This is a genomic window from Ectopseudomonas chengduensis (assembly GCF_900102635.1).
GTDB lineage: Bacteria > Pseudomonadota > Gammaproteobacteria > Pseudomonadales > Pseudomonadaceae > Aquipseudomonas > Aquipseudomonas chengduensis.
Genome location: NZ_FMZQ01000006.1, coordinates 62,265 through 75,370, shown reverse-complemented (window position 1 = coordinate 75,370; position 13,106 = coordinate 62,265). Strand labels below are relative to the sequence as shown.

Sequence of the window (13,106 nt, the reverse complement as noted above, 5' to 3'; positions counted from 1 at the left end):
AATGTGACCCAGTAGTTTCGCCGCGCCATCTAAAGCGCCCGACCATGCCTGCAGCCGGGCGTTTCAGGCGCTAGCAGGCCGTTGAAAAACGTAGCCGAGGCAGCCAGTGCAAGGCAAAAACAGGCGAAAAAGCGCAGTTTACGAGTTGTAAATGAGCATTTTGAGCCTGTTTTTAACGCAGCAATGGCAACGCAGGTAGTTTTTCAACAGCCTGCTAGCCGAGAATCTCGCTCAAAGGAATGAAACGCAGCATATCCCCTTCGGCCAGCGTGCTGCCCTCCATCACCTCGGCCAACCCTTCGGCCCAGGCGGCGCTGCGCAAAACGCCGGAACTCTGGTTGGCATAGGGCACCACGCGCCCATGCTCCAGACGCGCGCGCAGGTACTCACGGCGCATGCCGGGCTTACCCCAGGTAAAACCTGCCGGTACCGCGAAGCTCAGTGGTTCGACCCGCTGCACACCAAGACGACGCAACATGTAAGGACGCGCCAGCAGTCCGAAGGTGACCAGTGTCGAGGCCGGGTTGCCCGGCAAACCTATTACCGGAACGCCCTGGTAATGGCCGAAGGTCAGCGGTTTACCTGGCTTGATCGCCAATTTCCACAGCGCCAGTTCGCCCGCCTCGCGCAGGGCTATGCCGAGAAAATCCGCCTCCCCCACCGAAACGCCACCCGTAGAGAGGATCAGATCGACCTCGCCCAGGGCGCGCAGCGCTTCGCGGGTACGCTGCAGGTCATCAGGCAATATGCCCGCATCCACCACGCTGCAGCCCAGCCGCTGCAACCAGGCGATCAGCAGACGGCGATTGCTGTTGTAGATCTGCCCCGGCCCAAGTGCCTGCCCCGGCTCGACCAGCTCATCGCCGGTGGACAGCACGGCAACGCGCAGGCGCCGCCGCACCGACAGCCGAGCAGCGCCAAGAGAGGCTGCCAGCCCCAGCTCGATTGGCCCCAGGCGGGTACCGGCCGGCAGCACGCATTCGCCGCTGCGGGTTTCCTGACCTTGAGCCCGTACGTTCTGCCCGACTTTCAGCGGCTCGCGGAAATGCACCCGCCCCGCCTCATCCAGCTCAACGTTTTCCTGCATCTCGACAGTGTCGGCACCTTCCGGTAGCGGCGCACCAGTGAAGATGCGCGCGCAGGTTCCGGACTCCAGCGGTGTGGGCGCGGTACCCGCCTGAATGCGCTGGCTAATCGGCAACGCCTGGCCATTGCAATCGGCCAGGCGCAGGGCATAACCGTCCATGGCGCTGTTGGCCCAGGGCGGCAGATCCAGCGCCGCGATCAGCGGCTCGGCCAGCACACGACCATCAGCCTCGGCCAGCACGACCTGCTCGACCTGCTCGATTGGCGCCGCATCCGCCAGAGCCAGCAGGCGCTCCAGCGCCGCCTCCATGGGCAGCAGACCGGGGTGGTCGCAACCACTCATCCGCGTGTCTCGCAGGCGCCCACCTGTTTCAGATGCGGCACGAAGTTGCAGGGACGATGCCGTGCATCCAGTTGTTCGCCGAGGATGCCGTCCCAGGCGGTACGACAGGCATTGGTCGAACCCGGCAGACAGCACACCAGGGTGCCGTTGGCCAGACCGGCCAGCGCACGCGACTGGATGGTGGAAGTGCCGATATCGGCCACGGAGATCTGCCGGAACAGCTCGCCAAAACCGTCGACCTGCTTGTCCAGCAGGCAGGTGACCGCTTCCGGCGTGCTGTCACGCCCAGTGAAACCGGTACCGCCGGTGATCACCACGACCTGTACCTGATCCTCGGCAATCCAGGTCGCCACCTGGGCGCGGATCTTGTAGAGGTCATCCTTGAGCAGAACGCGAGCGGCCAGTTGGTGCCCGGCGGCGGTCAGACGGTCGACCAGCAATTGACCCGAGGTGTCGGTCTCCAGCGTGCGCGTGTCGCTGACGGTCAGCACGGCAATGTTCAGCGGCACGAAAACCGCGTCGGCCTTATGGTTCATGGCAGGCATCCAATTGGGAGAGAATGGGCGCTGTTATATCACACAGCCTGCCTTCGGAGACTGCACACATGCCCGCATCCAACGCCAGCCCCACCTGCTCGGTGCTACTGCTTTCCGGTGGCCGCGGCCTGCGCATGGGCGGCCGCGACAAAGGCCTGCTGGAGTGGCAGGGTCGGCCACTGATCGCGTGGTTGCATGATCTGACCAGACCGTTGAGCGACGACCTGATCATCTCCTGCAACCGCAACACGGAGCACTATGCACGCTACGCCGACCAACTGGTCGCAGATCATGATCAGGACTTTCAGGGGCCACTGGCGGGTATCCGCGCAGGCATGGCCGCGGCACGCCACGAGCACATGCTGGTGCTGCCCTGTGACGCCCCCCTGGTGGACCGTGCACTGATCGAGTCACTGCTTGCCCACGCGGGGAGCCGGCCGGTGGTGATCCGCCAGGGCAACTACTGGCAGCCACTGTTCTGCCTGTTGCCCACGGGGCTCAGAGACGATCTGGAACACGCCTGGCAATCCGGTGAACGCAGCCCGCAACGCTGGTTCGACAACCTAGCCCCCATCGCCGTCGACTGCACGCTGGAAGATGCCCGCCTGGCCAACCTGAACACACCGGAAACGCTCGCGAACGGCATATCGCCTTGCTGAAGCGAGAAGCCCTGCGCGGAACTCATACGACAGTTTCACGTCTGAGCGAGGGTATAGCACCTCTTTAGCACCCAAGGAGACACACCATGACCAAACGGATAATCCCCGCCCTGCTGATGGCAATCGGCTTCACTGTGCTGGCCGGCTGTTCCACGCCGTCGGTGATCACCCTGAATGACGGGCGTGAAATACAGACGGTAGACAAACCCCAGTTCGATGAAGAATCCGGCTTCTACGAATTCGAGCAACTCGACGGCAAGCGCGCCACGATCAACAAGGATCAGGTGCAGACCGTCAAGGAACTCTGAGGCGAGAGCCCGAGGCACCGCTGAAGGACAACGGGGCTCGCCCCGGCTGCAGAAAGGGATATCGGCCTGCTGATTTTTTCAGGCTAACCCCTTGTGCAGTAAAAGTTTTTCGGTAGAATACGGCTCATTCGGAGTGTAGCGCAGCTTGGTAGCGCGTCTCGTTCGGGACGAGAAGGTCGCAGGTTCGAATCCTGTCTCTCCGACCAAATCAAAAACCCGCCTTAATCGGCGGGTTTTTTATTGCCTTCGACTTGTCGGTAGCGCCTTTCAGCTCAGAAAAGCCACCACCTGCTCGGCATCGAATGGCCAGTTCAGCTCGCTTCCACTGTCGCAGCGGCGCAGCACCGGAATGCGCAAACCGTACTGCTCGACCATCCCTTCGTGCTCGGCGATGTCGATCAACTCGACCAGCAGACCATTCTCGACGAATGGCATGAGCAGCGCCTCGGCCACCTCGCAAAGATGGCAGCCCAGGGTTCCGAAAAGTTGGCATTCAGGCGTCATGAGCGCACCTCACTATCAGCAAGGTGCGCAGTTTAGCACCGGCTGTCGATCAGCTCGCGTCAACGCCCTTGCCCGCTTGGCCAGCGAGCAGCGACTGCAAACCGTCGAGCAGACTGCGGTTGAGGCTGTCGGCCTTTTCCAGGCGCGGCAGGTCGAAGCGCTCATCGAGCGAGAAGCCGCCCTTGAGCAACTCCTTGAGCATGCCGCCGGCGTCCTGCGCCAGGTCGCCGGCACTGCGCAGCGCATCGAGCAGGCCCTGGGCATATTCCTGCAGCCCGGCATTGACCGCACTGGCGCCCTGCCCAGCCACGGCGCCATAGGCATCGGTGGCCTGACGCACGCTGGTCTGCGTCAGGCGCAGCGACATCGAGGCCAGTTGCTCACCGTCCATATCCAGCGCCATGGCACGGTCGAAGGCACCTGCCAGATCACCAGCGTAGAACTTGTCGGAGAGATCCTGCACCTGACTGAAAAGCTTCTCCAACGCCTTGATCTCGTCGTCGTCCAGCTCACCCTCGACATCCACCTGCCAGCCACCGATGCGCATGCTGCCAGACTGACTAGTACCCACCACAGTGGTGGACTTACCGTCGCTGGAAGCGGCGAAACTGCTCTGCGACCAGCTGGCCGAAGCCTGTGCCACGGAAATGCGCAGGCGATCGCCATCGCGGGTCGTGACGGACAGGTCGAAGGTCTCCGCCAGCGCACTGAAACGCTCGCTGTAACCGGCAACCGCAACCTTGTCCGAGGCGCCCGGGGCAGCGCTGCCGAAGCGTTTGTCGAGATCGCCGAAGCCATCCTGAATACGCTTGTAGGTATCGTCTATATCGCTGGCCACCTGCCCCTTGAGCACGCCCATGCCATCAAGGATCTTGCGCGCCTCGGCAAAGCCCTTCTCGACACCATCGCGCGCCTGGGACAGCAGCTTGTCCAATTTGGCCGGATCAGCGCCAGCAGCGGCCTCGCTCTGCAGACGCTGCTCGATGAAGCCCAGAATCCGCCCCGCCACTTTCTCCGGGGTGTATTCATCACGCGACCCAGACAGCGAGCCCGACGGCACACCGAGCTTCTCGGCGAGGCGATTGGCCAAGGTGGCCTGGGCATCGGCGGCATTACTGCGCGCCGCCAAAGCCTGGCTGGCTTGCGCAGTGCGGGAAGCGGCGGAATTCAGTGAGCTCAGAGGATTCATGACGGGGTACCCAAACAGGTTATCTGCCGAACTTAACGGCCATTGAAAGGCAAGCTTTAACCTTTATCGACCAACGGTTGTCGATTTTTCTCAGCTCGCTTGCGCTCGAACGAGATTTTCCCGCTCGATGGCCAAACCCAGAAAATCCCTGATAACCGCGATCTAGAGGCCGCCCTCACCTACGCTCCAGCCACGCTCAAAGCCCCGCGAGACTAAAGTCTTACAGTCGACTCGCTATCGAGATGCTTTATTTCATCGCGCCGTAACTGGCCGGTCACATCGTGGCCGACCTGCTAATAACAACGAGGAGACAACAATAATGAGTAAGACTCCCCTCGCCCGCGCCGTGGCCCTCGCCACGCTGGGCGCCAGCCTGACCCTGCCGAGCCTGGCACAGGCTGACTTCATCGGCGACAGCAAAGCGACGCTGGAACTCCGCAATTTCTATATGAATCGCGACCTGCGCGACACGACGGCTGCCCAGCAGTCCAAACGCGAGGAATGGGCGCAGGGCTTCATCCTCAAGGCCGAGTCCGGCTTCACCGAGGGCACCGTTGGTTTTGGCCTGGACGCCTATGCGGGCCTGGGCCTGAACCTCGACTCGTCTGACGAACGCGCCGGCACCGGCCTGCTGCCCAACGCTTTCGGCAACGAGGGGCCGGACGAATATTCCGAGCTCAGCGGCGCGGTCAAGGCACGCATTTCCAAGACCGTCGGCAAGGTCGGCGGGCTGATGCCCAAGCTGCCCATCGTCACCTCCGGCGACTCGCGCCTGCTGCCACAGGTGTTCACCGGCGGCATGATCACCTCGCAGGAAATCGACGGCCTGACGCTCAATGGCGGCCAACTGCGTGAAGTCAACCAACGCGCATCCACCGACAGGGTGGATATCACCGCCACCAACGTCGGCGGCGAAAGCGACCGCTACAACTTCGCCGGCGGCGACTACAAGTTCAATGGCGGCAACACCACCGTTGGCGTGTGGTACGGCGAACTGGAAGATATCTATGACCAGAAGCTGTACAACCTGATCCACGTGCAGCCGATCGGCGACTGGAAGCTGGGCGCCAACCTGGCCTACTTCGACTCCCAGGACAACGGCCGCAAACTCGGCGGCAAGCTGGATAACGACCTGACCTCGGTCAACCTCTGGGCCGGCATTGGTGCACACACCTTCCGCGTGGGTTATCAGAAGGTCGGCGGCGACAACGCCTTCCCCTTCCTGACCGAGACCGATCCCTACATCGTCAACTACATCCAGATTCTCGACTTCACCCGCAAGGACGAGAAATCCTGGCAGGCACGTTATGACGTCAACTTCGCCAGCTATGGCATTCCGGGCCTGACGGCGTTCGTCCGCTACGTGACCGGCGACGGCTTCGACGGCGTGGGTGGCGCAAGCGGCAAGGAATGGGAACGCGACGTGGATATCAGCTACATCATCCAGCAAGGCCCACTGAAGAACCTCGGCGTGCGCTGGCGTAACGCGATGGTGCGCTCCAATGCGAGCATCGGTGATCTGGACGAAAACCGCCTGATCGTCAGCTACACCATCCCCCTGATGTAAACACTCCAGTAACACGAAAACGCCGCAACGCCTGTACCGGGTTGCGGCGTTTTTTATCTGCCTGGAAAACAGTCGGAGCCATTTCTCGACTAGGCTCCAGCGATCTCGGAGGATAACTCGATGGACGACTACCAACCCTTGGCCTGCGACCTCTACGACTACCTGGAGATCGCCTGCATGCACCGCTATCAGCTGGATATCGAACTGATCGACGGCTCTCACCTGCGGGGCCAGGCCCTGACCACGGAAACCACGGCGAGCAAGGAAGAGTTTCTGCTGGTACGCACCACCGATGGCGAGCAGCGCCTGCGCATGGATCGCCTGCTGGCGATCACCCCACAGGATGCAGGCGCCAGCTTTGGTCGGGTGCTGTTGAGCGGCAATCGCTGCTGAACGCGACGCCCTACGCGAGCATGCAGTAACGCGGCGTTACCACATCAGATCATCGGGAATCTGATAGGCCGCGTAGGGATCATCGGCATCCGGCTCTTCGACGTGGGTGTTGAGCAGGACGATGCGCGAGGCATCACGTTCCTGAATCTTCAGCGCAGCCTCGCGCGGAATGATCTCGTAACCACCACCATGACGGACGATGGCCAGCCAGCCGTTGGACAGCTTGTTGCGCACCATGGTGTTGACCGGCAGGCGCTTGACCTTCTTGTCGTCGACGAAGTTGTAGTAGTCCTCGCCGTCGAGCTTGGGCAGGCGTGAACGCTCGATCAGTTGCTTGACCTGCGCCGCGCGGGCTTTCTGCTCGGCTTTTTCCTGCTGCTGACGATTCAGCTCCTGATCACGTGCGGCCTTTTCGGCTTGCGCCTGCAGTGCGGCCTGACGTGTGCTGTCATCCAGTTCGGCCTGGCCTTTTTGCACCAGACGCTTCTGCTTTTGCTGTTGCTTGCCAGCCTGCTTGGCCTGTTTTTCATTGACCAGGCCGGCTTTGAGCAGCTGGTCGCGCAGGGAAAGACCCATGACTAAAGATCCCGAACATGATTCAGTTGCGGCAGCGACACAGATTCACGCTGCCAGTCCAAGGCGCCCAGCATAAGGGCTAAGCAGCGGCGGCTCCAGCCTTTAGGAGCGACCGGGCGGCGAACCGCTTCAGTCGCGAAAGGCGGACAGCAAAGGCTGCGCGGATAAATCGGAACGCCGCCGTGCCTATAGGGTTCAACAGCCAGGCGCCTGCCTCTCCAGCTTCTTGGCCTCGCCCCACAGGGCATCCAGTTCCTCCAGCGAGCAACCGTCCATGCTGCGTCCGGCTTCACGCACGCTTTGTTCGATAAAGCGAAAGCGCTGCTCGAACTTGCCGTTGGCCGCGCGCAATGCCGCTTCCGGGTCGACCTTCAAGTGGCGCGCCAGGTTGGTGACGACGAACAGCAGGTCGCCGATCTCCTCGGCAACCGCCTCGGCGTCGTTCTCGCTCATGGCTTCGAGCACTTCATCCAGCTCTTCGCGCACCTTGTCCACCACCGGCAGTGCCTCGGGCCAGTCGAAACCGACCTGCGCCGCACGCTTCTGCAGCTTGGCCGCACGCGAGAGTGCCGGCAGCGCAGCCGGCACGTCATCGAGCAAAGAAAGCTGCTCGGGGGCAGCAGCCTTCTCCGCGCGCTCCTGCGCCTTGAGTTCTTCCCAGCGTTGCTTGACCGCAGCCTCCTCCAGCTTCGCCGCATCCGGCGCACCGTACAGGTCACCATCGGGAAACACGTGCGGGTGGCGACGAATCAGCTTGCTGGTGATGCCATCGACCACCCGGGCAAAGTCGAAACGCCCCTCCTCCTGCGCCAGCTGGCTGTAATAGACCACCTGAAACAGCAGATCACCGAGCTCACCCGGCAGATGCTCGAAGTCGCCACGCTCGATGGCGTCGGCGACCTCGTAAGCCTCCTCCAGGGTGTAGGGCACGATGGTCGCGTAGCTTTGCTTCAGATCCCACGGGCAGCCGTGTTGCGGGTCACGCAGACGCGCCATCAGGTGCAGCAGGTCGTCGAGTTGATACATGAAAGCTCTCGCTAGGGTTTGTACGAAAAGTCGTCGAGCGAAGGTCAGGCAATACCGATGGCGGCCCCGCGAAATCGCTCGAAGAACGGACTGGGCTCGCATTCGAGTTTACGTGTTGTAAATGAGCATTCTGACCGGGCTGGCGTACCAGAGCGATTTCAACGCAGCATCACCGAGCGTAGGCACTTTCCGTACGAAGCCTAGGACACGCGGTGGCGACGCGCCTCGATGATATTGGGCAACTGACCGATACGCGCCAGCAGACGGCCAAGTGCATCGAGCCCGGGAATCTCCACGGTGATCGACATGGAGGCGGTGTTGTCCTCCTTGTTCGAGCGAGTGTTGACTGCCAGCACGTTGAGCTTCTCGTTGAGCAGCACCTGGGTCACGTCACGCAGCAGACCGGAACGGTCGTAGGCCTTGATGACGATTTCCACCGGATAGGTCTGCACCGGCACCGGTCCCCAGTTCACCTGAATCATCCGCTCCGGCTCGCGCGCAGTCTGCTGCAACGCCGTAGGACAGTCCTGACGGTGAATGGTGACGCCACGACCGAGGGTGATGTAACCGACGATCGGATCGCCCGGCAGCGGCTGGCAACAGCCGGCCATCTGCGTCAGCAGGTTGCCGACCCCCTGGATCTGGATATCGCCACGCTTGCCCGGCTTGAAGCCCTGCGCCTTGCGCGGGATCAGCTCCAGTTGCTCGTTGCTGCGTTCCGGCTCGAGCAGTTGCTGAGCCAGGTTGGCCGCATGGGCCAGGCGCACGTCGCCGGCGCCCAAGGCAGCGAACAGATCCTCGGCGGTTTTCAGGTTGGCCTTCTCGGCCAGCTTGTCGAAGTCCGCACCGACCAGGGCCAGGCGCGCCAGCTCGCGCTCGAGCAACTGCTTGCCGGCGGCGACGTTCTGGTCGCGATCCTGCAGCTTGAACCAGTGGACGATCTTCGCCCGTGCGCGGCTGGTGGTGACATAACCCAGGTTGGGGTTGAGCCAGTCGCGGCTGGGCGTACCCTGCTTGCTGGTGATGATTTCCACCTGCTCACCGGTTTGCAGACTGTAGGTCAGCGGCACGATGCGGCCGTTGATCTTGGCGCCCCGGCAGTTGTGGCCGATCTCGGTGTGCACGCGGTAGGCGAAGTCCAGCGGCGTGGCGCCCTTGGGCAGATCGATGGCGTGGCCGTCGGGGGTGAACACGTAAACCCGATCCGGCTCGATATCGACGCGCAGCTGTTCGGCCAGACCGCCGATATCGCCCAGTTCCTCGTGCCACTCGATGACCTGGCGCAGCCAGGAGATCTTCTCTTCGTAGTGGTTGGAGCCGGATTTGACGTCGGTGCCCTTGTAGCGCCAATGCGCGCAAACCCCCAGCTCGGCTTCTTCGTGCATGGCATGGGTGCGGATCTGCACCTCCAGCACCTTGCCCTCCGGCCCGAGCACGGCGGTGTGCAGCGAGCGGTAGCCGTTTTCCTTGGGGTTGGCGATGTAGTCGTCGAATTCCTTGGGAATGTGTCGCCACAGGGTGTGCACGATGCCCAGGGTGGTGTAGCAGTCGCGCACCTCCGGCACCAGCACGCGCACCGCGCGTACGTCATAGATCTGGCTGAACTGCAGGCCCTTGCGCTGCATCTTGCGCCAGATCGAATAGATGTGTTTCGCCCGACCACTGATGTCGGCCTTGATGCCGGTGGCCTCCAGCTCCTGACGCAAATTCGCCATGGCGTCGTTGATGTACTGCTCGCGGTCGAGACGGCGCTCGTGCAGCAGCTTGGCGATCTGCTTGTACTGCTCCGGCTCCAGGTAGCGGAAGGACAGATCTTCCAGCTCCCACTTGATATGGCCGATGCCCAGGCGGTGAGCCAGCGGTGCGTAGATGTCGAACACCTCGCGCGCCACGCGCTGACGCTTCTCTTCGTCGGCTTCCTTGACCGCGCGAATGGCGCAGGTACGCTCGGCCAGTTTGATCAGCGCCACGCGCACGTCATCGACCATGGCCACCAGCATCTTGCGCAGATTCTCGACCTGCGTCTGCGAGCCGAGCACCACCGATTCACGCGGATTGATACTGGCACTGATCGCCGCCATGCGCAGCACGCCTTCGATCAGCTTGGCCACCACAGGACCGAAGCGCTGATGCACCGCGGCCAGGGTGATCTTGCCTTCACGCACGCCGCGATAAATGATCGCCGCGACCAGCGAATCCTGATCGAGCTTGAGATCAGCGAGGATTTCCGCGATATCGAGACCGGCGCGGAATGTCGATGCGTCCTCACTCCAGTGATGCGGTGTGGTGTTGGCCTGCTGCTCCAGATCACGGGCGAATTCGCAGGCTTCTTGCAACGCCTGACGATCCAGCGCCGGATCGACGCGCGTGACATGCTCCAACCAGGCCTCGAGATTGATGCTGCCGTCATCGTTGACTGGCTGATGCGCTCTCACCTGAACCATCGTCTTACCTTCCCTACGGCGCGCATAGGTCGCACCGAGCAGTCGCCGGCCTTCTCTGAGCCGGTCGGATTAACTGAAAGAATGCGCATCCTGCACATCCCTGCGGTACCGAACGTACCGCTTTGGCCCAAGACCTAAATCTCGGGTTTCTCGAATAGAGCCATCGCCTCGACATGCGCCGTCTGCGCGAACATGTCGAGAATCCCGGCGCGGCGCAGGCGATAGCCCTGCTGCACCAGCTCGGCCGCATCGCGCGCCAGGGTAGTCGGGTTGCAGGAGACGTAGACCAGGCGCCGCGCGCCCAACTCACTCATCCCACGCACCGCCTGCAACGCGCCATCGCGTGGCGGGTCGAGCAGCACCGCGGTAAAACCGCCACGCGCCCAGGCCTCGGAGGCCAGCGGGTTGGACAGATCGGCACGGAAAAAGTGCGCATTGTCCAAGCCATTGTTCTGCGCGTTGCCAGCGGCCCGCTGCACCATCGCCTCGACACCCTCCACCGCCACCACTTCAGCGGCCTGCTGCGCCAGCGGCAGGGCGAAATTGCCCAGGCCGCAGAACAGATCCAGCACCCGCTCGCCAGGCTGCACTGCCAACCAGTCTAGCGCCTGAGCGACCATCGCCTCGTTGACCAGACCATTGACCTGCACGAAATCGCCCGGCCGATAAGCCAGCTGCAGTTGCCAGCGTTGCAACTCAAAACCCAGCTCGGCGCTCTGCTCGTCAGGCTGCGGTTGTCCTTCGCCCTGCAGCCACAGCTGCGCGCGATGCTCGCTGCAGAATGCGCGCAAGCGGCTCAGATCAGCCTCCGCCAGCACTGCCGTGTGCCGCAGCAGCAGCGCTTCGGCAGTACCGCTGAACAGCTCCACGTGCCCGACAGCCTGCGGTTTTTCCAGACTGCGCAGCAACGCCGGTAACGCGCTGAAAATGGGTTGCAAGGGCTGTACCAGCACCAGGCATTCATCGATGGCGACGATGTCCTGGCTGGCCTCTGCGCGAAAGCCGACCTGCAGCTGACGCGCCTTGGCGTCCCAGCGCACGGCGATACGCGCGCGGCGGCGGTAGCCGAATTCAGGACCGGCCAGCGGCGCGGCCCACTCATCCGGCTGCACACCGCCCAGACGTGACAGCTGCTCGGCCAGCGTGCGCTGTTTCAGGGCCAACTGATCGGCATGGGGCATGTGCTGCAGGTTGCAACCGCCACAGCGGTCGGCGTGCATGCAGGGCGCCTCACGGCGCTCACTGCTGGCGGTGATGATGCGCTCGGCGCGCGCCTCGACGGTCTGGCTGCGGGCGCTGAGCACCCGCGCTTCGACCTGCTCGCCGGCCAGGGCGCCACTGACGAACCAGGTGCGCCCGCCTTCGAAGGCGATGCCACGACCGTCACCGGCCAGGCGTTCGATGGCAAGCTTCTGCTTCTTGCCGACCGGAACCTGCGCCGCACGACTGCCGCCGCTGGGCTGAAAGCGCAGGTTGGAGCTGCGTCTGGCCATCAGCGCGCCGGTTCTTCGTAAACGCCGGTGGACAGGTAACGGTCGCCGCGATCGCAGATGATCGCCACCAGCACCGCGTTTTCCACTTGCTGCGACAAGCGCAGCATGCCGGCCACAGAACCGCCGGAAGACACACCGCAGAAGATGCCCTCTTCCCGCGCCAGACGGCGCATGACGTGCTCGGCCTCGGTCTGGCCCATGTCCATCACCTGATCGACACGTTCGGCCTGATAGATCTTCGGCAGATATTCCTCGGGCCAGCGGCGGATGCCGGGAATGGCCGAGCCTTCCTGCGGCTGCAGACCAACGATCTGGATCGCCGGGTTCTGCTCCTTGAGGTAACGCGAGGTGCCCATGATGGTGCCGGTGGTGCCCATGGAGCTGATGAAGTGAGTGATGGTTCCGCCGGTCTGGCGCCAGATTTCCGGGCCGGTACCGCTGTAGTGCGCCTCGGGATTATCGCCGTTGGCGAACTGGTCGAGCACCTTGCCGCGCCCTTCGGCCTGCAGCCGCTCGGCCAGGTCACGCGCGCCCTCCATGCCCTCCTCCTTGCTGACCAGGATCAGCTCGGCACCGTAAGCGGTCATTGCCCACTTGCGCTCGGCGGTGGAGTTGTCCGGCATGATCAGGATCATCTTGTAGCCCTTGATCGCCGCCGCCATTGCCAGGGCGATGCCAGTATTGCCGCTGGTGGCTTCGATCAGGGTGTCGCCAGGCTGGATATCGCCACGCAGCTCGGCGCGATTGATCATCGACAACGCCGGGCGGTCCTTGACCGAGCCGGCCGGGTTGTTGCCTTCCAGCTTGACCAGCAGGGTATTGCTGGTTTCGCCGCCCAGGCGTTGCAGGCGTACCAGGGGGGTATTGCCGATGCAGTCGGCAATGGTGGGGAATTGCAGGGTCATGGGTCGCTCGAATCCAGACTGACGCGAAGGGGCATCATGATACGCCGAACCCGTCGCTTCATCACGCCATGATCGGT

General features: G+C 62.8%; 13 protein-coding genes and 1 tRNA gene. 5 read left to right on the top strand and 9 right to left on the bottom strand.

Annotated features, from left to right (window positions below; genetic code table 11):
- Nucleotides 1–214: 214 nt before the first annotated feature.
- Both BLS08_RS11455 and moaB read right to left on the bottom strand, forming a co-directional pair.
- The gene (locus tag BLS08_RS11455) at nt 215–1,429 is read right to left on the bottom strand and encodes a molybdopterin molybdotransferase MoeA (protein ID WP_017677473.1); all 1,215 of its coding nucleotides are present in this window, start codon (nt 1,427–1,429) and stop codon (nt 215–217) included.
- The gene (gene moaB, locus BLS08_RS11450) at nt 1,426–1,965 is read right to left on the bottom strand and encodes a molybdenum cofactor biosynthesis protein B (RefSeq protein WP_017677474.1); all 540 of its coding nucleotides are present in this window, start codon (nt 1,963–1,965) and stop codon (nt 1,426–1,428) included. The genes BLS08_RS11455 and moaB overlap by 4 nt, the downstream gene beginning before the upstream one ends.
- A gap of 68 nt (nt 1,966–2,033) precedes the next feature.
- Here moaB and mobA point away from each other — a divergent pair, with 68 nt between their 5' ends.
- From mobA to BLS08_RS11435, 3 genes are all read left to right on the top strand, one after another.
- A complete protein-coding gene (gene mobA, locus BLS08_RS11445; protein WP_003461729.1) occupies nt 2,034–2,624 on the top strand; it encodes a molybdenum cofactor guanylyltransferase MobA in 591 nt (196 codons plus the stop codon).
- A gap of 86 nt (nt 2,625–2,710) precedes the next feature.
- Nucleotides 2,711–2,932: a YgdI/YgdR family lipoprotein gene (locus tag BLS08_RS11440; protein ID WP_003461730.1), complete on the top strand. Its 222-nt coding sequence runs from the start codon at nt 2,711–2,713 to the stop codon at nt 2,930–2,932.
- A gap of 129 nt (nt 2,933–3,061) precedes the next feature.
- Nucleotides 3,062–3,138, top strand: a tRNA-Pro gene (locus tag BLS08_RS11435).
- A 61-nt stretch (nt 3,139–3,199) separates the two neighbouring features.
- On the opposite strand, the gene BLS08_RS11430 is transcribed toward BLS08_RS11435, so the two are convergent.
- Both BLS08_RS11430 and BLS08_RS11425 read right to left on the bottom strand, forming a co-directional pair.
- Nucleotides 3,200–3,436, bottom strand: coding sequence for a glutaredoxin family protein (locus tag BLS08_RS11430; protein ID WP_003461739.1), 237 nt, complete (start codon nt 3,434–3,436; stop codon nt 3,200–3,202).
- A 49-nt stretch (nt 3,437–3,485) separates the two neighbouring features.
- Nucleotides 3,486–4,625 carry a DUF5610 domain-containing protein gene (locus BLS08_RS11425; protein ID WP_055987171.1) on the bottom strand — a complete coding sequence of 380 codons (1,140 nt, stop codon included), beginning with the start codon at nt 4,623–4,625 and terminating at the stop codon, nt 3,486–3,488.
- Nucleotides 4,626–4,944: 319 nt separating this feature from the next.
- On the opposite strand from BLS08_RS11425, the gene BLS08_RS11420 reads away from it, so the two are divergent.
- Together BLS08_RS11420 and BLS08_RS11415 are read left to right on the top strand one after the other, a co-directional pair.
- Nucleotides 4,945–6,192 carry an OprD family porin gene (locus tag BLS08_RS11420; RefSeq protein ID WP_055987173.1) on the top strand — a complete coding sequence of 416 codons (1,248 nt, stop codon included), beginning with the start codon at nt 4,945–4,947 and terminating at the stop codon, nt 6,190–6,192.
- Nucleotides 6,193–6,312: 120 nt separating this feature from the next.
- Nucleotides 6,313–6,585 carry a Rho-binding antiterminator gene (locus BLS08_RS11415; RefSeq protein WP_055987176.1) on the top strand — a complete coding sequence of 91 codons (273 nt, stop codon included), beginning with the start codon at nt 6,313–6,315 and terminating at the stop codon, nt 6,583–6,585.
- A gap of 36 nt (nt 6,586–6,621) precedes the next feature.
- On the opposite strand, the gene BLS08_RS11410 is transcribed toward BLS08_RS11415, so the two are convergent.
- The 5 genes from BLS08_RS11410 to cysM all read right to left on the bottom strand — a co-directional run bounded on the left by BLS08_RS11410 (nt 6,622) and on the right by cysM (nt 13,029).
- On the bottom strand, nt 6,622–7,161 hold the full coding sequence (locus BLS08_RS11410; RefSeq protein WP_017677480.1) for a DUF2058 domain-containing protein: 540 nt from the start codon (nt 7,159–7,161) through the stop codon (nt 6,622–6,624).
- Nucleotides 7,162–7,356: 195 nt separating this feature from the next.
- Entirely contained in the window at nt 7,357–8,187 is an 831-nt protein-coding gene (gene mazG, locus BLS08_RS11405; RefSeq protein ID WP_055987177.1) for a nucleoside triphosphate pyrophosphohydrolase, read from the bottom strand.
- Between the two features lie 200 nt (nt 8,188–8,387).
- Nucleotides 8,388–10,631, bottom strand: a complete 2,244-nt coding sequence (relA, locus tag BLS08_RS11400; protein ID WP_055987179.1) for a GTP diphosphokinase — start codon at nt 10,629–10,631, stop codon at nt 8,388–8,390.
- Nucleotides 10,632–10,765: 134 nt separating this feature from the next.
- Complete coding sequence (rlmD, locus tag BLS08_RS11395; protein ID WP_055987181.1) at nt 10,766–12,124, bottom strand: 23S rRNA (uracil(1939)-C(5))-methyltransferase RlmD; 1,359 nt, start codon at nt 12,122–12,124, stop codon at nt 10,766–10,768.
- Entirely contained in the window at nt 12,124–13,029 is a 906-nt protein-coding gene (cysM, locus tag BLS08_RS11390; protein WP_055987183.1) for a cysteine synthase CysM, read from the bottom strand. The genes rlmD and cysM overlap by 1 nt, the downstream gene beginning before the upstream one ends.
- Nucleotides 13,030–13,106 lie beyond the last annotated feature (77 nt).